This is a genomic window from Aeromonas sp. INTO2, from assembly GCF_049860605.1.
GTDB classification, from domain to species: Bacteria; Pseudomonadota; Gammaproteobacteria; order Enterobacterales; family Aeromonadaceae; genus Aeromonas; species Aeromonas caviae.
In genome coordinates this window covers 4,003,888-4,024,285 of record NZ_CP187588.1, presented here as the reverse complement: position 1 = coordinate 4,024,285, position 20,398 = coordinate 4,003,888, and the positions used below count along the sequence as shown (strand labels likewise).

Below are 20,398 nucleotides of genomic sequence, written 5' to 3'. Positions count from 1 at the left end.
GCTTGCCCTGTGCCCGGCTCGTACCGAGGCCGGGCTTGTTCGCCGCATCAGGCGACGCGACGGAACACGTGAGTGTCGTTGAATTCCTTGGTGCTCTGGCATTCAACACAGAAGCGGGACTCGGGACGGGCCTGCAGCCGCTTGAGAGAGATCTCGTCGCCACAGGATTCGCAATAGCCGAAATCCCCTTCATTGATCCGCTTCAACGCCCCTTTCAGCTTGCGCAGGTGCAACTTGTCGTGCTCGATGCGGTTCAGCTCCAGGCGACGGGCCTCCTCGACACTGGCACGGTCAATTTCATCCGCCATCTCGTTGGTATCGGTGGCGATAGCCTGGCTGGCCTGGGAGTTGAGACGTTCTTCGAGCTCAAGGATTTGTCGCTCGATCTGGCCTTTGTAGAAGGTCAGTTGGTCTTCTGTCATGAAATCACACATACGGTTTGCTACCAGTCAGTTTCCCAATGTTACCCATTGATGGGGGCTGTCTGTCGTCAGACCAAGCCCTTGTATCCCGTTTTGCACCAAATCCATGCAGGAGAGTGCAAATCAGGGCGGGCCTTGTACCAAAAAAATGCAGACATGCAAAGGAAATTGGATAAGGAGTGTGCGCCCTTGCAAAGAAATGGGCCTTCTCCGACAGGGTCTGACTGAGTATCGAACGAGATCCCGCCGCCGTTGGCATCGAGCTTGCAGTGGGCTGATCGTGACACAAAGTGTTTAGTATTTGGTGCCGCGCTGGTCATTATACAGGCCGTTGTTTATAGTTTTTTAAACACCGCTGCTTGACAAAGGCCTTTATCACGGGCTTTTATGGTGTGGTCGATTACATTTTTTTAACAAGGGTGTTCCTTATATTAGACACCCTTGACAATGGCAACCGTAAAGTCGGGGTTTAACATGGACAGTATCAAGGGCTGGATGGAGAGCAATCGCATCACGGAAGTGGAGTGCCTGTTTCCGGATTTCACCGGCAATGCCCGAGGCAAGATCATTCCAGCCAACAAGTTTCTGCGCGAGGGGGGCATGCGGCTGCCCGAGGTCATCTTCACCCAGACGGTGACTGGCGAGTACCCGGATGACGACAGCATGATAGACCCGCTGGAGCGGGACATGCAGCTCTATCCCGATCCCAACACCATTCGTTTCGTACCCTGGGCGCTGGAGCCCACCGCCCAGGTGATCCACGACTGCTTTGACGTCAACGGCAAGCTCATCGACATCGCTCCCCGCTCCGTGCTGCGCCGGGTTCTGTCATTCTACGAGAAGCAGGGCTGGAAGCCGGTGGTGGCGCCGGAGCTGGAGTTCTACCTGGTGACCCGCAACGAAGATCCCGACTATCCACTGGTGCCGCCGGTGGGCCGCAACGGCCGCCCGGAAACGGCCCGCCAGTCGTTCAGCATCGATGCGGTGAACGAATTCGACCCCATCTTCGAGGACATGTACGACTACTGCGAGGCCCAGGAGCTGGAGGTGGACACCCTGATCCACGAATCCGGTGCCGCCCAGATGGAGATCAACTTCCTGCACGGGGATGCCATCGATCTCGCCGACCAGGTGTTTCTGTTCAAGCGCACCATGCGCGAGGCCGCCCATCGCCACGGCATCTATGCCACCTTCATGGCCAAGCCCATGAGCAACGAACCGGGTTCCGCCATGCATATCCACCAGAGCCTGGAAGACATGGATGGCAACAACCTGTTTGGTACCAGCGAAGGGGGCAACTCCGATCTGTTCATGCACTTCATCGCCGGCCTGCAGAAATACACCCCGGCAGTGACCGCCCTGCTGGCGCCGAACGTCAACTCCTACCGCCGCCTCACCTTTGGCGAGAGTGCGCCGCGCAACGTGCAGTGGGGTGTGGAAAACCGCACCTGCGGCCTGCGGGTCCCCTTCTCCGAACCGAGTGCACGCCGGGTCGAGAACCGCTTCGCCGGGGCCGATGCCAACCCGTATCTGGCCCTGGCCGCCACCCTGGCCTGCGGCTACCTCGGCATGCTGGAGAAGCTCGAACCCATGCAGGAGATGAAGGCGAGTGCCTATGACCTGCCCTACAGCCTGCCCCGCTCGCTGGAGGAATCGCTGAGCCACCTGGAGCAGTGTGAACCCATCAAGGACATGCTGGGGGAGCGCTTCATCCGCGCCTTTGTGGCCGTCAAACGCAAGGAGTACGAGACCTATTTCGGCGTGATCAGCCGCTGGGAACGGGAATTCCTGCTGCTGAACGTCTGATCTGTCCCCGGGGGAGGCGAGGCCTCTCCCCGTCATATCGCAAGCAAGGGGCCGAAGGCCCGTCTGGCGGGGGCGCCCGCGACCCGGAAGGCACCGAGTAAAGGTGAGGCCCGCTCTCGCAATGGAGAGGGGGGTCACCTGCAATCAACTGGCGACGATGTTCGCCCCATGGAAAGGCATCGAGCAGGCAAGAGAGTGCCAGCCCCGTGAATGGCAGTGACCGGGCAGGCCACCCGTGCCCTCATGAATGGCGACAAGATTCGCCGAATCGAAGGAACCGAGGAGCAAGCAATGCAGCACACCACCCGTGAGTGGCAGCAACTGGAAGCCAGCCATCATCTGCATCCGTTTACCGATTTTCAGGCCCTGAACAAGAAGGGCAGTCGCATCATCACCAAGGCCGAAGGCGTCTATCTGGAAGACTCCGAAGGCAAGCGCATTCTGGACGGGATGGCAGGTCTGTGGTGCGTCAACATGGGCTACGGCCGTCAGGAGCTGGTAGATGCCGCCACTCGCCAGATGCAGCAGCTACCCTACTACAACCTCTTCTTCCAGACCAGCCACCCTCCTGCTGCCGAGCTGGCAACCCTGCTGGCCGAGATCACGCCTTCCCACCTCAACCACGTCTTCTTCACCGGCTCGGGCTCGGAGTGCAACGACACCGTGCTGCGTATGGTGCGCCACTACTGGGCCAGCAAGGGACAACCTGACAAGCAGGTGATAATCAGCCGCCACAATGCCTATCACGGCTCCACCGTGGCGGGGGCCAGTCTGGGGGGCATGAAGGGGATGCACGCCCAGGGCGGCTTGCCCATTCCCGGCATAGTACACATCGACCAGCCCTATCACTTCGGTGAGGGAGAGGGCATGAGCGCCCACGAGTTCGGTCTGGCCCGTGCCCGCCAGCTGGAAGAGAAGATCCTGGCACTGGGGGTGGACAAGGTAGCCGCCTTCATCGGCGAGCCTATCCAGGGTGCGGGGGGGGTCATCATTCCGCCCGAGAGCTACTGGCCCGAGATCCAGCGCATCTGCGACCAGTACGGCATCCTGCTTATCGCCGACGAGGTGATCTGCGGCTTTGGCCGCACCGGCCACTGGTTTGCCAGTGAAGGTTTTGGCATCAAACCCGACCTCATGTGCCTAGCCAAGGGCATTACCTCCGGCTATCTGCCGATGGGCGCCGTGATGGTGGGGGACAGGGTAGCCAGGGTGCTGGTGGAAGAGGGGGGGGAGTTCAACCATGGTTTCACCTATTCCGGTCATCCGGGAGTTATGGTGATTTCTGGTGTACGGAGGGATAGAAGGAGTGGCGTATCCTGCTGATTGATTCCTGCAAGAATCTCAATCAACAGAGCGGATACGCCATGAAACATTCTACCCTCACTGTCCTGCCACAACCAGAAGGCAAGCCCGGCGACATGCTCACCGAGCTGCTACGCGCCGGAGCCAGGGACCTGATTGCACACGCTGTGGAGGCGGAGCTCGCCATCATGCTTGAGCAGCATCGAGAGTTGCGACTCCCTGATGGCCGCCAGGCGGTAGTGCGCAACGGGTATCTGCCCCAGCGGACTATCCAAACCGGCATCGGAGACGTTGAAATCAAAGTGCCCAAGGTACGCGACCGCAGCGGCTCCGGTATCAACTTCACCAGCACCCTGCTGCCGCCCTATCTCAAGCGCTCCCGCAGTATCGAGGAGCTGTTGCCGTGGCTCTACCTCAAGGGGATATCCAGTGGGGACTATCAGGAGGCCCTCTGTGCGCTGCTCGGCGACCAGGCCAAGGGGCTGTCAGCCAACACCGTCTGCCGGCTCAAGCAAGGTTGGATTGATGAGCACCAGCGGTGGCGACAACGAGACCTGACCAAGTCTCGCTATGTCTACTGGTGGGCCGACGGGATATACAGCAACGTGCGCATGGATGACCGGCTCTGTTTGCTGGTCATCATCGGGGTGACCGAGCACGGGCGCAAGGAGCTGGTTGCGGTGGAGGATGGTCACCGGGAGTCAGAGACAAGCTGGACGGAGGTGCTGATGGGACTGCGAGGCAGAGGGCTCACCCTCAGTCCCAAGCTGGCCATCGGGGATGGGGCACTGGGCTTTTGGAAGGCGCTGGCCAAGTGCTACCCGGACACAGCCCATCAGCGCTGCTGGGTTCACAAGACAGCGAATGTCTTGTCGGTGCTGCCCAAGTCGGTACAGCCCAAGGTCAAGGAGGCGCTGCATGATATCTGGATGGCCGAGACGAGAGAGGATGCTCACAAGGCGTTTGATCGCACCCTGACCCGTTTTGAAGCGAAGTATCCAGGGGCCATGGATAAACTGGTTAAAGACCGGGATGAACTGCTGGCGTTCTATGATTTTCCGGCGGAGCACTGGGTCAGTATCCGGACGACTAACCCGATAGAGTCAACGTTTTCGACGGTCCGGTTACGCACCAAGCGAGCGAGAAACTGTGGTTCACGGGAGACCACGCTGGCGATGGTTTATAAGCTGCTGGAGTCGGCCCAAAAGAACTGGAAGCGGCTCAAGGGATTTGCGCTGCTGACGTTGGTGGTAAACAACGTGAAGTTCAAGGACGGAATACAGATGCAGGAAGAGTCAGACAGGAACGCCGCCTGACTCCATACACCACATTTGACAATAACTCGTCATCCGGTCGCCTGCGCCGTGGCCATTGCCAACATCCAGCTTATGCAAAGGGAGAGCATAGTTAAGCGAGTTCATGATAGTATCGGCCCCTATTTGCAGCGCCGCTGGGCTGAGCTGGCGGACCATCCGCTGGTGGGGGAAACCCGTGGAAAAGGCCTGGTCGCCGCGCTGGAAATAGTGCAGGACAAGCAGACGAAACGTCGCTTCCCGGCCGAGCTCCATGCCGGGATGACCTGTCGGGAGTTCTGTTTTAACAATGGCTTGGTGATGAGGGCTGTCGGCGATACCATGATCATATCGCCCCCCTTGGTGATCACCGAGGAACAGGTGGATGAATTGGTCAAACTGGCCAGGCTCAGTCTGGACCTGACGGCTGCAAAGCTGCGGGAATAGGCGGGAACCGGGCAGGTTGGCTTACGCATACAATTTGCTTAGGAGACAAGGACTATGTCTTTTAAAAAGGGAATGATGGCTGCTTCCGTGGCGCTGGTCATGATGAGTACCGGGGCGATGGCCGACGAGAAGGTGCTGCACGTCTACAACTGGAGCGACTATATCGCGCCGGATACGCTGGAAAACTTCCAGAAGGAGACGGGCATCAAGGTGGTCTACGACGTGTTCGACAGCAATGAAGTGCTGGAAGCCAAGTTGCTGGCAGGCAAGTCGGGCTATGACATCGTCGTACCGTCCAACCCCTTCCTGGCCAAGCAGATCAAGGCAGGTGTCTTCCAGAAGCTGGACAAGTCCAAACTCTCCAACTGGCAGAACCTGGACGTCGACCTGCTCAAGGCGCTCGAACCGAGCGATCCGGGCAACCAATACTCCATCCCTTACCTGTGGGGCACCATCGGCTATGCCTACAACGCCGAGAAGGTGAAGGCCGTGCTGGGGGCCGATGCCCCGGTGGACTCCTGGGATCTGGTGTTCAAGCCGGAGAACATGGCCAAGCTGAAGGAGTGCGGTGTCTCCTTCCTCGACTCGCCGACCGAAATGCTGCCGGCCGCCCTGCAATACCTGGGCTTCAAGCCGGACAGCCAGAAGCCGGATGAGCTGAAGAAGGCAGAGGAGCTGTTCCTCTCCATCCGTCCCTATACCGCCTATTTCCACTCCTCCAAGTACATTTCGGATCTGGCCAACGGCAACCTGTGCGTGGCAGTGGGTTACTCCGGTGACCTGCAGCAGTCCAAGGCGCGTGCCGCCGAGGCCAAGAACGGTGTCAGCCTGACTTACACCATTCCGAAAGAGGGGGCAGGCAGCTTCTTCGACATGATCGCCATCCCGGCGGATGCCAAGAACGTCGAGGCGGCCCACACCTTCATCAATTACCTGATGAAGCCGGACGTGATCGCGAACATCACCAACGTGGTGCAGTTCCCGAACGGCAACAAGGCGGCCACGCCGCTGGTGGACGAGGCGATCCGTACCGACCCGGGTATCTACCCGACGCCGGATACCCTCAAGAAGATCTACACCTTCCCGGATCTGCCGGCCAAGGTGCAGCGTCTGATGACCCGCAGCTGGACCAAGATCAAGTCAGGCAAGTAAGAGTGACGAGTACCCCTCCCGGTCCGCAGTTCGGCCGGGAGGGTGGTGACCACCCGACAGGTTGGACGGCGCGTATGGATGCGCGACTGGCAAAATCACACAAATGAGGACTGATAAGTGCACATGACCAAGATGGCAACGCTGGCCCTGACCCTGGGGTTTGCAAATCTGACCCAGGCAGCCCCTGTGGTTCATTTTTACAACTGGTCCGATTATATCGGCGAGACCACCCTCAGTGACTTTCAGCAGAAGACCGGGATCAAGACCGTCTACGACGTGTTTGACTCCAACGAGACGCTGGAAGGCAAGCTGCTGACCGGACGCACCGGCTACGATCTGGTCGTGCCCTCCAACAATTTCCTGGCCAAGCAGATCAAGGCGGGGGCCTTCCAGAAGCTGGACCTCACCCTGCTGCCAAACCTGAGCAACCTGGACCCCATGCTGCTCAAGCAGCTCGAGAAGGTGGATCCGGGCCATCAGTACGCCGTGCCCTACCTCTGGGGTACCAACGGCATCGGCTACAACGTCGACAAGATCAAGGAAGTGCTGGGTGTCGACAAGATTGACTCCTGGGCGACCATTTTCGAGCCGGAAAACATGAAGAAGCTCTCCCATTGCGGCGTGGCCTTCCTCGATTCGGCGGACGAGATGATCCCGGCGGCCCTCAACTACCTGGGGCTCAACCCCAACAGCCATGAGCCGGCGGATATCAAGCGGGCCGAAGAGCAGCTGCTCAAGGTGCGCCCCTATGTGGCCTACTTCCACTCCTCCAAGTACATCGGTGACCTCGCCAACGGCAACATCTGCGTGGCGGCGGGTTTCTCCGGCGACATCCTGCAGGCGGCGTCCCGGGCCGAGGAGGCGGGCAAGGGGATCAAGATTGCCTACAGCATCCCCAAGGAGGGTGGCAATCTCTGGTTCGACATGATGGCGATCCCGGCCGATGCCACCAACGTGAAAGAGGCTCACGCCCTGATCAACTACATTCTCGAACCGCAGGTCATCGCCAAGGTGAGCGACTATGTGGGTTACGCGAACCCGAACATCAAGGCGGGAGAGTTCATGGACAAGGCCGTTCGCGAGGACGAGTCAGTCTATCCCCCCCAGGCGGTGCTTGAGCGTCTGTATGTGCAGGAAGCACATCCCCGTTCGGTGCAGCGCCTGATCACCCGGAGTTGGACCAAGATCAAATCCGGAACCTAACCTTGGTGCCCATCCCGGGGCGCCAGATTGTATTGATGGATCGGCCCAGGCCGGAATCACCTTTGGGAGTTTGGTAATGGCGATAGCCTCCAGTGCCTACAAGAAAGCCCTCGAGGGCAGCCAGCAGCGTAAAGAAGTGCTGGTCAAAATAGACAGGGTAAGCAAGCAGTTCGACGAAACGCTGGCGGTCGACAACGTGTCTCTCAACATCCACAAGGGCGAGATCTTCGCCCTGCTGGGTGGGTCCGGCTCCGGCAAGTCCACCTTGCTGCGGATGCTGGCCGGGTTCGAGCGACCCACGGAAGGACGGCTGTTCCTCGACGGCGTCGACATTACCGACATGCCGCCCTATGAACGCCCCATCAACATGATGTTCCAGTCCTACGCCCTGTTCCCCCACATGACGGTGGCCCAGAACATCGCCTTCGGCCTCAAGCAGGATGGCCTGCCCAAGGCGGAGATCGATGCCCGGGTGGAAGAGATGCTCAAGCTGGTGCAGATGACCCAGTACGCCCGCCGCAAGCCGCACCAGCTCTCCGGTGGTCAGCGTCAGCGGGTGGCCCTGGCCCGTTCCCTGGCCAAGCGTCCCAAGCTGCTGCTGCTGGACGAGCCCATGGGGGCGCTGGACAAGAAGCTGCGCTCCACCATGCAGCTCGAGCTGGTCGAGATCATCGAGCGGGTGGGCGTGACCTGCGTCATGGTGACCCACGATCAGGAAGAAGCCATGACCATGGCCGAGCGGATCGCCATCATGCACCTCGGTTGCATCGAGCAGATCGGCAGCCCGATGGATATCTACGAGACCCCGGCCAGCCGGCTGGTGTGCGAGTTCATCGGCAACGTCAACCTGTTTGACGGCCTGCTGGTGGAGGATGAGCAGGACCACGCCATCATCGCCTGTGCGGATCTGGAGCAGCCCATCTATGTGGGTCACGGCATCAGCTCCCGGGCGGAGAACAAGAAGGTCACCTATGCCCTGCGTCCGGAAAAACTGCTGATGAGCCTGCAAAAGCCGGAAGAGATCGAGCATCCGGACTTCAACTGGACCAAGGGCGAGGTTTATGACATCGCCTATCTGGGCGGCCATTCCGTGTATCACATCCAGTTGCCCTCGGGCAAAATCGTTCAGGCTTTCATCGCCAATGCCGAACGCCACGGCAAACGGCCGACCTGGGATGACCAGGTGTTCCTCTACTGGGAAGATGACAGCGGCGTGGTGCTGCAATCATGAAGGCATTGAGACGACTCAAACAGGTGGGAGGGCGGCAGCTGGTCATCGGCATCCCCTTCTTCTGGCTGTTCCTCTTCTTTCTGCTGCCCTTCATCATCGTCGTGAAGATCAGCTTCGCCGAAGCGGACGTGGCCATCCCGCCCTACACGGACGTGGTGAGCTGGGCAGACAATCAGCTCACCATACTGCTCAACCTGGGCAACTACCTGCTGCTGCAGGAGGATGAGCTCTACATCGCGGCTTATCTGGGGTCCCTCAAGATAGCCCTGGTCAGCACCCTGCTCTGCCTGTTGATCGGTTATCCCATGGCTTACGCCATTTCGCGGGCCAACAAGGAGACTCAGACCGTTCTATTGCTGCTCATCATGATGCCGACCTGGACGGCGATCCTGATCCGGGTATACGCCTGGATGGGGATCCTCAGCAACAACGGCCTGCTCAACAGCGTCCTGCTGGGCATCGGGGTGATCGACGAACCGCTGCAGATCCTCAATACCAACCTGGCGGTCTATATCGGCATCGTATACTCCTACCTGCCGTTCATGGTGCTGCCGCTCTACGCCAACCTGGTCAAGCACGACCAGAGCCTGCTGGAGGCGGCCTCCGACCTGGGTGCCCGCAACCTGACCCGGTTCTGGCAGATCACGGTGCCACTCTCCAAGAACGGCATCATCGCCGGTTGCATGCTGGTCTTCATCCCGGTGGTGGGCGAGTTCGTCATCCCCGAGATGCTGGGTGGTCCGGAGACCCTGATGATCGGCAAGGTGTTGTGGCAGGAGTTCTTCAACAACCGTGACTGGCCGGTGGCCTCCGCCCTGGCGGTGGTGATGCTGGCGGTGCTGATCATTCCCATCATCCTGTTCAACCGCAACCAGGCCAAAGAGCTGGAGGGCAAGGCATGAGACGTTTCGGTTTTGCCAAGCTGATGCTATGGCTGGGTCTGCTGTTCATCTACCTGCCCATGATCATCATGGTCATCTACTCCTTCAACGCCTCCAAGCTGGTGACGGTGTGGGGAGGCTGGTCGCTCAAGTGGTACTTCGGCCTGCTCGACAACAAACAGTTGATCGGGTCCGTGTTCCGCTCCCTGGAGATCGCCTTCTACACCGCCATCGCGGCGGTGGCGCTGGGGACGGTGGCGGCCTTCGTGCTGACCCGGATCCCTCACTTCCGTGGCCGGACCCTGTTCGGCGGCATGGTGACGGCGCCGCTGGTGATGCCCGAGGTGATCACCGGTCTCTCCCTGCTGCTGCTGTTCGTGGCCATGGCCCAGCTGGTGGGTTGGCCCGCGGAGCGGGGCATGCTGACCATCTGGATAGCACATACCACCTTCTGTACCGCCTATGTGGCGATCGTGGTGTCGGCGCGGCTGCGGGAGCTGGATCTCTCCATCGAGGAGGCGGCCATGGACCTGGGTGCCAAGCCCTGGAAGGTGTTCTTCCTGATCACCATCCCGATGATAGCCCCGTCGCTGGCGGCGGGTGGCATGATGTCGTTCGCCCTGTCGCTGGATGATCTGGTGCTGGCGAGCTTCGTCTCCGGCCCGGGTTCGACCACCTTGCCGATGGAAGTGTTTTCGGCGGTGCGCCTCGGCGTGAAGCCCGAGATCAACGCCATCGCGAGCCTGATCCTGCTGTCGGTATCCCTGTTCACCTTCGGTAGCTGGTATCTGATGGCCCGGGCGGAGAAACGCCGCCGTGCCGAAATCGCCATGACCACCCAGATGCAGGCAGTTGCCTGACCTGCCCCGTGATAAGATCCGCATTCCCCCATCCGTCAGGAGAATGGAATGCGGATCTCCCTCTTCATCGGCCAGAGCGCCGAACTGAACCCAGAGCAGGCCCCCGGCCTCATCAGTGCCATCCACAAGCAGCCTGCCGACGCCCCTCTGTGGTGCGATTTCCTCGGCCTTCGCGGGGATGAGCAGAGCGACAGACGCCATCATGGCGGCCCGGATCGGGCCCTGCACCATTACCCTGCGGAGCACTACGCCTGGTGGAAAACCTGGCAAACCGCGCTGGGGCTGCCTGTACCACGCACACCCTGGCAGCCTGCCGCCTTTGGCGAGAATCTCTCTGGTTCGGGGCTGACGGAGGCGCAGGCCTGCATCGGCGATGTCTATCGACTTGGGGAGGCGCTGATCCAGATAAGCCAGCCCAGATCCCCCTGTTTCAAGCTCAACCAGCGCTTTGGCTATGGCCAGCTCTCCCAGGTGATGCAGCTGAGTGGCCGCTGTGGCTGGCTGCTGCGGGTGCTGGAAGAGGGAAGGGTGGAGCCGCAGGGGGAGCTGACACTGGTGGACAGACCCTACCCTGAGCTGACGGTGAAGCGCACCGCCGACATCCTGTTCAACCAGGTTCGCAACAAGGAAGACCTGCAACTGCTGCTGGAGAACCCGGCGCTCTCTCCCAATTGGCGCCAGCATGCGGCTCATTGGCTGGAACATGGAGTGGTGGCGGATTGGAGCCGGCGTTTGCTGGGGCCGACCGAGTTCAGGTTGCCTCGACAGGGCTGAAGGCAGGCGGAAAGATGCCTTGTGGCGATTTTTGCTGCGACTCGCTGAATTATTGAGCGTAAAGCCGTTTTTTTAGAGTGAATGCAAAAAAAGGCTTGTGTCGGGTCGGGGCTTTCGGTAAATTCTCGCCCCGCAGACATCGGTGTGTAGCGCAGCTTGGTAGCGCACTTCGTTCGGGACGAAGGGGTCGGAGGTTCGAATCCTCTCACACCGACCACATTTGAAAAGGCCGCTCAATGAGCGGCCTTTTCGCATTTGGTCTGTTGAAGAAAAGCTGACATTTCCATTGTCGATTGCTGTTCCTGTTCCTGCTCCGATCCCCCTCATTTGCCCAACTAAAAGGGCCACCGCTCGGTGGCCCCACTGGTGGAGTCTGATCCTGACTCCGGCACTCTAGATTGTGACAATCTCGTTATGGGTCTTGTCGATGGTGCCCTCCTTGCGCCCCAGGCGCTCATTCAGATATGCCAGTGTTGATGCCGCAATGCCTTGAAACCGTGTTGGGTTTGCAGGGCCGCATGCTTGGGGTACTCACTAATGAAATGTGCTATTCCCTCCATCAGTTGTGAACGCAGCGAAGACACGGGCTCATGCCAGGCTTGCAGGCAGAGATGACCAGGGATCAGCTGCTCTCGATACGCTTCCAGCAGTGATTCCGGCCAGGGCTCGATATGGGAATCGTGACGCAGTAAATAGTGGGCGGCGGGTTCACGGGCATAGATGAACTGAACTTGGGCCAGGTCGCGTTGGCTTAGCGTTTGGCTGCCGATATGGCAAGTCAGATATTTCCCCGTCTTCAGATTCAGGAAGTGACCGCGTTGCCGACAGGCAATGATGCGATACCAGGGCAGGGGTGAACAGAGAGAATACCCCTCCAGCTCCTGTTCCAACCAGTGACGGCACTCTGGGGTCTGCACTTCTTCGCGCATGGCCTCAAGTCGTGTCAGCAAGGCTCTGGATGGTTGGGTAGCCAGTATCGCGCTCATCGTCTGCAATCCTCCCTCTGCACAGAATCCCGACTTTCAGTATGGACCCTGAGCGGAGGAGGGGGTAAGAATTCTAATGATTAAAATCAGCTTAGAAGCGCACTTTTTATGCAATAAAAACCATTAGCCGACGAGGTAGGTGCCCGTGCCGAAGGCGATGTGGGTGCCCTCTTCGTTGTGCAGCTCCATGCGGGCGACCGCTACCTTGCTGCCTGCCCGGATGATGTGGGCGGTGGCGATGAACTCGTTGCCGCGACCGGGACGAAGATAGTCCACCCGCAGATCGATGGTGCCAAGCCGCGAGAAGCGCTCCTTGAGATAGCTGGGGGAGAAGTCCTCCAGCTCGTCGATGCAGGAGGCGGCGACTATCATGCCGCCCGCCACATCGAGCAGGCTGGCGGTGACGCCGCCGTGCAGTATGTTGTGGAAAGGGTTGCCGATGAGCTTCTGTTCCATCTTGATGCGCAACTCCACCTTGTCGAAGTCGTAGTGGGTGACTTGCATGCCGATCAGCTTGTTGAAGGGCATCCTCTCGGCGAACAGGTTGGCTATGCCACTGAGCGCCATCTTCTTGAGCATCTGTTTCATTCCTTCAGTCCGCCCTGTCATCAAAGCCGAGTAAAAACTCCAGCCAGTCTGCAACACTTCCTTAACACTCGCAATGGCAGGTTTATTGTGGGCGGCGGCTGCTTTAGAATGGCGACCCCAAAGGAGAGCCCATGACCGTCATTGCCGAAACCCTGCCTGACCCTCAGCCAGAGAATCCCCTTGCCCTGTTGCAGGCGGTGTTTGGCTATCAGCAGTTTCGGCCGGGCCAGCTCGAGATCATCGAGCAGATAGTGGCGGGGCGCGATGCCCTGGTGCTCAAACCCACCGGCGGCGGCAAGTCGCTTTGCTACCAGATCCCGGCGCTGCTGCGACCCGGGCTCGGTGTGGTGGTCTCCCCCCTCATCTCGCTGATGAAGGATCAGGTCGACACCCTGCGCGCCAACGGCGTGGCGGCGGTCTACATCAACTCGGCACTGAGCCGGGAAGAGATGATCCAGAACTTCGCCGCCATGCGCCGGGGCGAGATCAAGCTGGTTTATGTTTCCCCCGAGCGTTTGCTGCAGCACGAGTTCATGGACCGGTTGGCGGAGCTGCCCCTCGGCCTGTTCGCCATCGACGAGGCGCACTGCGTCTCCCAGTGGGGGCACGATTTTCGGCCGGAATACGCGGCGCTGGGACGGCTCAAGCAGTGGTTCCCCCAGGTGCCGGTGGTAGCGCTCACCGCCACCGCCGACGAGGCGACCCGCTGCGACATGCTGCACCGGCTGGAACTGAACGATCCCTTCATCCACACCGCCAGCTTCGATCGGCCCAATATCCGCTACAGCCTGGTGGAAAAGTTCAAGGCGGCGGAGCAGCTGCTGCGCTACGTGCAGAGCCAGAAGGGCAACTGCGGCATCGTCTACTGCTCCAGCCGCAATCGGGTGGAGGAGGTGGCCGAGCGGCTATCCCGTCACGGCTGCAAGGCGGCACCCTATCATGCCGGTCTGCCGCTGGAGCTGCGTCAGCAGACCCAGGAGGCCTTCCTCAAGGATGACATCGAGATCGTGGTGGCGACGGTGGCGTTCGGCATGGGCATCGACAAGCCCAACGTGCGCTTCGTGGTGCACTACGACATTCCGAAGAACATCGAATCCTACTATCAGGAAACCGGCCGTGCCGGGCGCGACGGCACCCCGGCCGAGGCGCTGCTGCTCTACGATCCCGCCGACATCGGTCGGGTTCGCCGGCTGCTCGACAACATCGAAAACCCACAGCAGTTGCAGGTGGAGCAGTACAAGCTCAACGTGATGGCGGCCTTCGCCGAGGCGCAGACTTGCCGCCGTCAGGTGCTGCTCAACTACTTCGGCGAGTACAACGACAAGCCGTGCGGCAACTGCGACATCTGCCTCGATCCGCCCCAGAGTTATGACGGCACCGAAGATGCCCAGAAGGCGCTCTCCTGCGTCTGGCGGGTGGGACAGAATTTCGGGGTCGGTTATGTGGTGGAGGTGCTGCGCGGATCGCTGAACCAGCGCATCAAGGATCACGGTCACGACAAGCTGTCGACCTACGGCATCGGCAAGGATCAGAGCCACGAATACTGGATGAGCGTCATCCGCCAGCTGATCCACAAGGGGTTGCTGACCCAGAACATCACCCGCAATCTGGTGTTGCAGCTGACCGAAGCGGCTCGACCCGTGCTGCGTGGCGAGATGAAGCTTGAACTGGCAGTCCCCCGCCTGCAGCCCATCTCCAGTCGCAAGGAGAAGCGCAACGGCCTGCTCGACAACGCCAACTATGACAAGCGGCTGTTCAAGGAGCTGCGCGCCCTGCGCAAGCAGATCGCCGAGGATGAAGAGGTGCCGCCCTATGTGGTGTTCAACGACGCCACCCTGGTGGAGATGGCACAGCTCATGCCGATGACCGAGGAGGAAATGCTGGCGGTCAACGGTGTCGGTCACCGCAAGCTGGAGCGCTTCGGTGAGGCCTTTATGGACCTGATCATCGACTACTGCCGCCGGTAGGGTCGGCCCTGGTAGACCTTGTCATCGACCGCAGCAGGCCCAGGCCGGTAGGCTGGCACAACAAACAGTGGAAAGGCGCCCGTTGGTCGGCGCCATGCATTATTTGAGGTTGGCGTAATAGGCCGCCAGATTCTCCATGTCCGCCTCGGTCAGCATCGCCATGAAGGGAACCATCAGTGGCTCGGTACGGGAACCCTCCTTGAACGCCTTCATCTGCTTGAGCAAATAGGCCTGGTTCTGGCCCGCGAGGTGGGGGTAGGTCGGGACGCTCGCCTTGCCATCCGCGCCATGACAGGCGGCACAGACCACGGATTTGGCCTTGCCTGCGTCTATGTCGGCCGCCTTGGCCTGATGGCCCCAGGCAAGCGCCAGCAGGGGCAGGGTATAGACCCACTTTTGCATCGTCTTCTCCTTGAAATGAATAATCGTGATCGCCTGTTAGCCTCGACGAGCCAACGGCGGTATAAAGAGTGACACGAGCATACGCAGGGACAACCCCCATCACCATGAAATTGATCAACACTTTTGCCACCGAACTCCCCTGGGCTTGCGAGCCTGTTGCCCCGCAGCCGCTGCATGGCCCCAGATTGCTGCATCTGAACCGTGCGCTGCTTGGTGAGCTGGGGCTCGGGGAGGTGAGCGAGGCGCAGTGGCTCGCTTGTTGCGGCCAGGGGCAGCCCCTGCCGGGCATGCAGCCGGTGGCTCAGGTCTATGCGGGCCACCAGTTCGGCGGCTACAGCCCGCGTCTCGGGGATGGCCGCGCCCTGCTGCTGGGGGAGCAGCTGGCGCCTGATGGCAGCCGCTGGGACCTGCACCTCAAAGGGGCGGGCAAGACGCCATTCTCCCGCTTCGGCGACGGCCGTGCCGTGCTGCGATCCAGCATTCGCGAGTACCTGGCTTCCGAGGCGCTGCATGCCCTCGGCATTCCCACCACCCGGGCTCTGGTGCTGCTGGGCAGTGACGAGCCTGTCTACCGGGAGCAGGTGGAGAGCGGGGCGACCGTGCTGCGCACCGCGCCGAGCCATCTGCGCTTCGGTCACTTCGAGTATTTCGCATGGAGCGGACAGGGGGAGAAGATCCCGGCCCTCATCGACTATGCGCGGCGTTACCACTTCCCCGAGCTGACCGATGGCGCCGAGCTGTTTGCCGAAGTAGTGCGCCGCACCGCGCGGCTCATCGCCAAGTGGCAGGCGGCGGGGTTCTGTCACGGGGTGATGAACACCGACAACATGTCCCTGCTCGGGCTGACCCTGGATTACGGCCCCTACGGTTTCATCGACGCCTATGTGCCGGACTTCGTCTGCAACCACTCGGATCCGGATGGTCGCTATGCGCTGGATCAGCAGCCTGCGGTCGGATACTGGAACCTGCAGAAGCTGGCACAGGCGCTGGCCGGCCATGTGGATGGCGACGCGCTCGCGTCGGCCCTGGCCCAGTACGAGCACCAGTTGATGTTGCACTACTCCGAGCTGATGCGCGCCAAGCTGGGGCTGGCGGTGTGGGAAGAGGAGGATCCGGCGCTGTTCCGCGAGTTGTTCCGGCTGCTGGCGGCGCACAAGGTGGATTACCACCTCTTCCTGCGACGTCTCGGTGAGGTGACGCGAGAGGGAGCGTGGCCCGCCCGCCTGCTGGCCCTGCTGCCCGATCCTGCCGTCTGGCAGGGGTGGCTTGAGGCCTATCGGGCGCGCCTCGCCCGGGAAGGGAGCGTGGATGGCGTGCGCAAGGGGCAGATGGACGCTGTCAATCCCAAGTATGTGCTGCGCAACGCCCTGGCCCAGCAGGTGATCGAGGCGGCAGAACAGGGCGACATGGCGCCGTTCGAGCGGCTGTTTGCGGCCCTGCAGCACCCCTATGATGACCAACCCGAATACGAGGGTCTCGCCACCCCGCATCCGGGCTGGTATTGCGGGGGCGAGCTCTCGTGCAGCAGTTGAGGAGCAACGGATGAACTGGCATATCACGCAGACAGACAGGGAAGCCGGGGTGGTGATGCTGACCTGCCCGTGCCTTGACTGGGACAGCTTCCCGACTCTGGCCGAGGCCCTGTTGCAGGAGTGGGAGCTAGCGGCACTCGAGCGGGAGTGGGGGGCGGATCGCCACAGCTGGCTGCTGGAGTTTGAAGGCAGCCGCTTTCGGCTCGAGTACGAACATTACAGCGGCTGCTGGCTGGCGGCGGTGCAGCCGGACGACGCGGAGGCGCTGCTCTGGCTGGCTCGGCAGTCCCGGGAGTGAGCTTGGCGTGCGATGCGAGTCAATCTCTTGAGATAACCGCATAAAGATTGAACTATCAATTTTGGGGCGTATAATCTCGCCCCTTGATTATCGCCATGGTGGCGATATGGGTTCCCTAACCCCATTAACCAAAAAGGTCACAATATGAACCTGACTCCGGCTCAGTACCAGACGGCACTGATGCGTCTCTCGTTGTTCCACATCCTGATCATTGCCAGCAGCAACTACCTGGTGCAGCTGCCGATCACCATCTTTGGCTTCCACACCACCTGGGGTGCCTTCAGCTTCCCGTTCATTTTCCTGGCCACCGATCTGACGGTGCGGATCTTCGGCGCAGGCCTGGCGCGCAAGATCATCCAGACCGTGATGCTGCCGGCATTGACCGTGTCCTACGTGCTCTCGGTGCTCTTTTTCGAAGGGAGCTTCCAGGGGGTGGGCAATCTGGCAGAGTTCAATCTCTTTGTTGCCCGGATCGCGTTAGCCAGCTTTATGGCCTATCTGGTGGGCCAGTTCATGGACGTGGTGGTGTTCAACCGCCTGCGCCTGTTGAAAGCTTGGTGGGTGGCACCGGCAGCCTCCACCCTGTTCGGCAATCTGGTGGATACCATCGCCTTCTTCAGCATCGCCTTCTGGCGCAGCACAGATCCCTTCATGGCCGAGCACTGGGTCGAGATCGCGACCGTAGATTACGTATTCAAGTTGCTGATAAGTCTGGGGTTGTTTGTGCCGCTTTACGGTGTGCTGCTGCGCTATCTCAGCCGCAAGCTGGTGGGGGAGGCCGGATTGGCTGGCCTGCAAGCTGCTACGCGACAAGCCTGATGAGATTGACCACCCCCATGGGTGGTCAATTTTTTTGTGATCTTCACAAATAAGGCTTGCACAGTTAAATGAGAATGATTATTGTTACCTTGTTTTCCGGGAAAGACTTCATTCGTTCCAACGTGATGGACTTCTTGTGAAGGCACGACATTGCTCACATTGCTTCCAGTTAAGGGGCCAGTAGTTTACTGGCCCTCTTTTTTTTGCGTCTTTTCCGCCATCAGCGGGCATAAAAAATGGGAGCCAGGGCTCCCATTATCACTCAGCGCTGTTTACTCGATGTCGAGGGCATCGGGGGAGAGGATCACCCCTGTGGTATCGGCATAGAGGTGGTCATCCGGCAGGAAGGTGACGCCGCCGAAGTTGACCGGCAGATCGGTTTCCCCGATATCCTTGCTGTCGGCGCCCACCGGAATGGCCGCCAGGGCCTGAATGCCGATGTCGAGATCTTCCAGGATATCGACCTCACGGACGCAACCGTAGCAGACGATCCCTTCCCACTCATTTTCCGCCGCCGTGGTGGCGATCTCGCTGTCGATCAGGGCACGACGCATGGAGCCGCCACCGTCGATCAACAGCACGCGACCAACGCCGTTCTCCTTGACCAGTTCACGGATAAGACCGTTCGATTCGAAGCACTTGACCGTGGTGATGACGCCGCCGAAAGAGGCGCGGCCGCCGAAGGAGCAGAGCATGGGTTCGAGTACATCCACCATGTCCTGATAGATGTCGCACAGTTCTGAAGTGTTGTATTCCATTGTGTCAGATCCACCGCTGGAAACAGGTGGATCCAGTATAAGGAGTGGGGTTGGCATTTCAACGACTATTCCTTGCCCAGTGGCGGGAAATGCCGTTTTTGCGCGAAAGCGGCCCCGCGCCATGGCAGGCGCCGCAGACGGTCAGCCTCGGGCCCTAGAGCAGAAACAGGGTCGCCAGCCCCAGGAAGATGAAGAAGCCGCCGGTGTCGGTGATGGCGGTGATCATCACGCTGGCCCCCACCGCCGGGTCGCGCCCCAGCCGACTCATGGTCATGGGGATGATGACCCCCATCAGGGCCGCCACCAGCAGGTTGAGCATCATGGCGAGCGTCATCACCGCGCCCAGCGCCGCATCCTGATAGAGGATGTAGGTGGCCACCCCCATGGTGCCGCCCCACACCAGGCCGTTGATCAGGGCCACCCCCAGCTCGCGCCACAGCAGGAAGGAGACATTGCCGGTCTGGATATGCTGCAGCGCCAGCGCCCGCACTATCATGGTGATGGTCTGGTTGCCGGTGTTGCCGCCGATGCCGGCGACGATGGGCATCAGGGCCGCCAGCGCCACCAGCTGGGAGATGGTGTGCTCGAACAGGCCGATCACCCGCGACGCCACGAAGGCGGTGCAGAGGTTGATGGCGAGCCAGGCCCAGCGGGTCTTGACCGCCTTGGAGACGGGGGCGAACACGTCTTCTTCCTCGCTGATCCCCCCCATGCGGCGCAGGTCGGTGTCGCTCTCTTCATAGACCAGGTCCACCACCTCGGCGACGGTGAGCCGTCCCATCAGCTTGCCCCTGGCATCCACCACGGCGGCGGAGACCAGGTCGTCCCGCTCGAAGGTGCGGGCGGCGGCCTCGTCGTTGTCTTCCGGATCGAAGGTGACCGGATCCTTCTCCATCGCGTTGCTCACCAGGGTTTCGGGCTTGTGCAGCAGCACGGCGGTGAGGAGCAGCTCCCCCTGCAGCCGGTTGCGCCGATCGGTGACGAACAGCTTGTCGGTGTTCTCGGGGATCTGGCCGCGCAGGCGCAGATAGCGCTGGACGGTGGCCAGGGTCACGTCGGGCCGCACCGTGATGAGCTCGAAGTCCATCATGGCGCCGACCGTGTGCTTGCCGTAGCGGATCACCTCGCGCACCTTGTCCCTGTCCATCGGCGCCATGGAGGTGAGCAGCCGTCCCATCAGGTTGCGGGGCAGGTACTGACCCAGGTAGATCTGGTCGTCGATGTCGAGGGTGCTCAGGGCGTGCAGGAGTTCTTTGTCGCTCATGCCGCTGATGAGGCTGTCCCACACCGTCTCCGACGCCTCTACCAGGATCTGGCCGTGCTTGTCTGCATCCACCTGCTGCCACAGCACATGGCGCTCGTCCGGCGGCAGGGATTCCAGCGCATCGGCGATATCGGCGGCGGGCAGGCTGTTGACCAGCCGGGTCAGCTCGCTGGTCTGGTCCCGAAGCTCTGCGTCCTGCTCCCCTTGCGGGTCGAGCAGGCTCTCGGTGAGGGCGTCATCGGCCAGCAGCAGCGTGAGGATGCGGGCTCTGTCGTGTTCACGCTGTTTGGCGCTGTTCTTGGGGGGGAGGGACATGAAGCAGAATTCCTGAATTCGGTGGTCCGGCTGACACACCCCATAGGATACCAGACTCAAAACAAGAGGTTATGACAGTAAATGCAGAAAAAGAAACGC

General features: G+C 60.6%; 18 protein-coding genes, 1 tRNA gene and 2 pseudogenes. 15 read left to right on the top strand and 6 right to left on the bottom strand.

Annotation, left to right across the window (positions count from 1 at the left end):
• Positions 1-47 precede the first annotated feature (47 nt).
• Entirely contained in the window at positions 48-434 is a 387-nt protein-coding gene (locus ACPW74_RS19025; RefSeq protein ID WP_010676061.1) for a TraR/DksA family transcriptional regulator, read from the bottom strand.
• Positions 435-896: 462 nt separating this feature from the next.
• Between ACPW74_RS19025 and ACPW74_RS19020 the strand changes: the two genes are divergently transcribed.
• From ACPW74_RS19020 to ACPW74_RS18970, 11 genes and pseudogenes are all read left to right on the top strand, one after another.
• Entirely contained in the window at positions 897-2,228 is a 1,332-nt protein-coding gene (locus ACPW74_RS19020) for a glutamine synthetase family protein (RefSeq protein ID WP_010676060.1), read from the top strand.
• 291 nt (positions 2,229-2,519) lie between these two features.
• A pseudogene (locus tag ACPW74_RS19015) lies at positions 2,520-3,512 on the top strand (aminotransferase); the annotation flags it as partial.
• An 80-nt stretch (positions 3,513-3,592) separates the two neighbouring features.
• Positions 3,593-4,846, top strand: a complete 1,254-nt coding sequence (locus tag ACPW74_RS19010; protein ID WP_113069873.1) for an IS256 family transposase — start codon at positions 3,593-3,595, stop codon at positions 4,844-4,846.
• An 18-nt stretch (positions 4,847-4,864) separates the two neighbouring features.
• Positions 4,865-5,269 (top strand): annotated as a pseudogene (locus ACPW74_RS19005) (aminotransferase class III-fold pyridoxal phosphate-dependent enzyme); the annotation flags it as partial.
• A 54-nt stretch (positions 5,270-5,323) separates the two neighbouring features.
• Positions 5,324-6,421, top strand: coding sequence for a polyamine ABC transporter substrate-binding protein (locus ACPW74_RS19000; protein ID WP_039039663.1), 1,098 nt, complete (start codon positions 5,324-5,326; stop codon positions 6,419-6,421).
• Between the two features lie 123 nt (positions 6,422-6,544).
• On the top strand, positions 6,545-7,624 hold the full coding sequence (locus ACPW74_RS18995) for a polyamine ABC transporter substrate-binding protein (RefSeq protein ID WP_273542015.1): 1,080 nt from the start codon (positions 6,545-6,547) through the stop codon (positions 7,622-7,624).
• 76 nt (positions 7,625-7,700) lie between these two features.
• Positions 7,701-8,855 (top strand): polyamine ABC transporter ATP-binding protein, encoded by a 1,155-nt coding sequence (gene potA / locus ACPW74_RS18990; protein ID WP_010676056.1) that lies wholly within the window; start codon positions 7,701-7,703, stop codon positions 8,853-8,855.
• Positions 8,852-9,757 carry an ABC transporter permease subunit gene (locus ACPW74_RS18985; RefSeq protein ID WP_010676055.1) on the top strand — a complete coding sequence of 302 codons (906 nt, stop codon included), beginning with the start codon at positions 8,852-8,854 and terminating at the stop codon, positions 9,755-9,757. The genes potA and ACPW74_RS18985 overlap by 4 nt, the downstream gene beginning before the upstream one ends.
• Entirely contained in the window at positions 9,754-10,596 is an 843-nt protein-coding gene (locus ACPW74_RS18980; RefSeq protein WP_010676054.1) for an ABC transporter permease subunit, read from the top strand. The genes ACPW74_RS18985 and ACPW74_RS18980 overlap by 4 nt, the downstream gene beginning before the upstream one ends.
• Positions 10,597-10,644: 48 nt before the next feature.
• Complete coding sequence (locus tag ACPW74_RS18975; RefSeq protein WP_279982133.1) at positions 10,645-11,370, top strand: MOSC domain-containing protein; 726 nt, start codon at positions 10,645-10,647, stop codon at positions 11,368-11,370.
• A 140-nt stretch (positions 11,371-11,510) separates the two neighbouring features.
• Positions 11,511-11,587: transfer RNA gene (locus ACPW74_RS18970), tRNA-Pro, on the top strand.
• Positions 11,588-11,828: 241 nt separating this feature from the next.
• Here the strand turns inward: ACPW74_RS18970 and ACPW74_RS18965 are convergent.
• A complete protein-coding gene (locus ACPW74_RS18965; RefSeq protein ID WP_010676052.1) occupies positions 11,829-12,356 on the bottom strand; it encodes a hypothetical protein in 528 nt (175 codons plus the stop codon).
• Positions 12,357-12,479: 123 nt separating this feature from the next.
• Positions 12,480-12,944, bottom strand: a complete 465-nt coding sequence (locus tag ACPW74_RS18960; RefSeq protein ID WP_069784940.1) for a thioesterase family protein — start codon at positions 12,942-12,944, stop codon at positions 12,480-12,482.
• Positions 12,945-13,075: 131 nt separating this feature from the next.
• Here ACPW74_RS18960 and recQ point away from each other — a divergent pair, with 131 nt between their 5' ends.
• Positions 13,076-14,911, top strand: coding sequence for an ATP-dependent DNA helicase RecQ (recQ, locus tag ACPW74_RS18955; RefSeq protein ID WP_069784941.1), 1,836 nt, complete (start codon positions 13,076-13,078; stop codon positions 14,909-14,911).
• Positions 14,912-15,010: 99 nt separating this feature from the next.
• On the opposite strand, the gene ACPW74_RS18950 is transcribed toward recQ, so the two are convergent.
• Positions 15,011-15,313, bottom strand: a complete 303-nt coding sequence (locus ACPW74_RS18950) for a c-type cytochrome (protein ID WP_041211966.1) — start codon at positions 15,311-15,313, stop codon at positions 15,011-15,013.
• Between the two features lie 104 nt (positions 15,314-15,417).
• On the opposite strand from ACPW74_RS18950, the gene ACPW74_RS18945 reads away from it, so the two are divergent.
• From ACPW74_RS18945 to ACPW74_RS18935, 3 genes are all read left to right on the top strand, one after another.
• Entirely contained in the window at positions 15,418-16,845 is a 1,428-nt protein-coding gene (locus tag ACPW74_RS18945; protein WP_103827613.1) for a protein adenylyltransferase SelO, read from the top strand.
• 10 nt (positions 16,846-16,855) lie between these two features.
• The gene (locus ACPW74_RS18940) at positions 16,856-17,143 is read left to right on the top strand and encodes a DUF3630 family protein (RefSeq protein ID WP_182956258.1); all 288 of its coding nucleotides are present in this window, start codon (positions 16,856-16,858) and stop codon (positions 17,141-17,143) included.
• Positions 17,144-17,287: 144 nt separating this feature from the next.
• Positions 17,288-17,962, top strand: a complete 675-nt coding sequence (locus ACPW74_RS18935) for a 7-cyano-7-deazaguanine/7-aminomethyl-7-deazaguanine transporter (RefSeq protein ID WP_010676046.1) — start codon at positions 17,288-17,290, stop codon at positions 17,960-17,962.
• Between the two features lie 272 nt (positions 17,963-18,234).
• Here the strand turns inward: ACPW74_RS18935 and rraA are convergent, their stop codons facing one another.
• Positions 18,235-18,720, bottom strand: a complete 486-nt coding sequence (gene rraA, locus ACPW74_RS18930; RefSeq protein WP_010676045.1) for a ribonuclease E activity regulator RraA — start codon at positions 18,718-18,720, stop codon at positions 18,235-18,237.
• A 154-nt stretch (positions 18,721-18,874) separates the two neighbouring features.
• Positions 18,875-20,299, bottom strand: coding sequence for a magnesium transporter (gene mgtE / locus ACPW74_RS18925; RefSeq protein WP_425858439.1), 1,425 nt, complete (start codon positions 20,297-20,299; stop codon positions 18,875-18,877).
• Between the last annotated feature and the right edge of the window lie 99 nt (positions 20,300-20,398).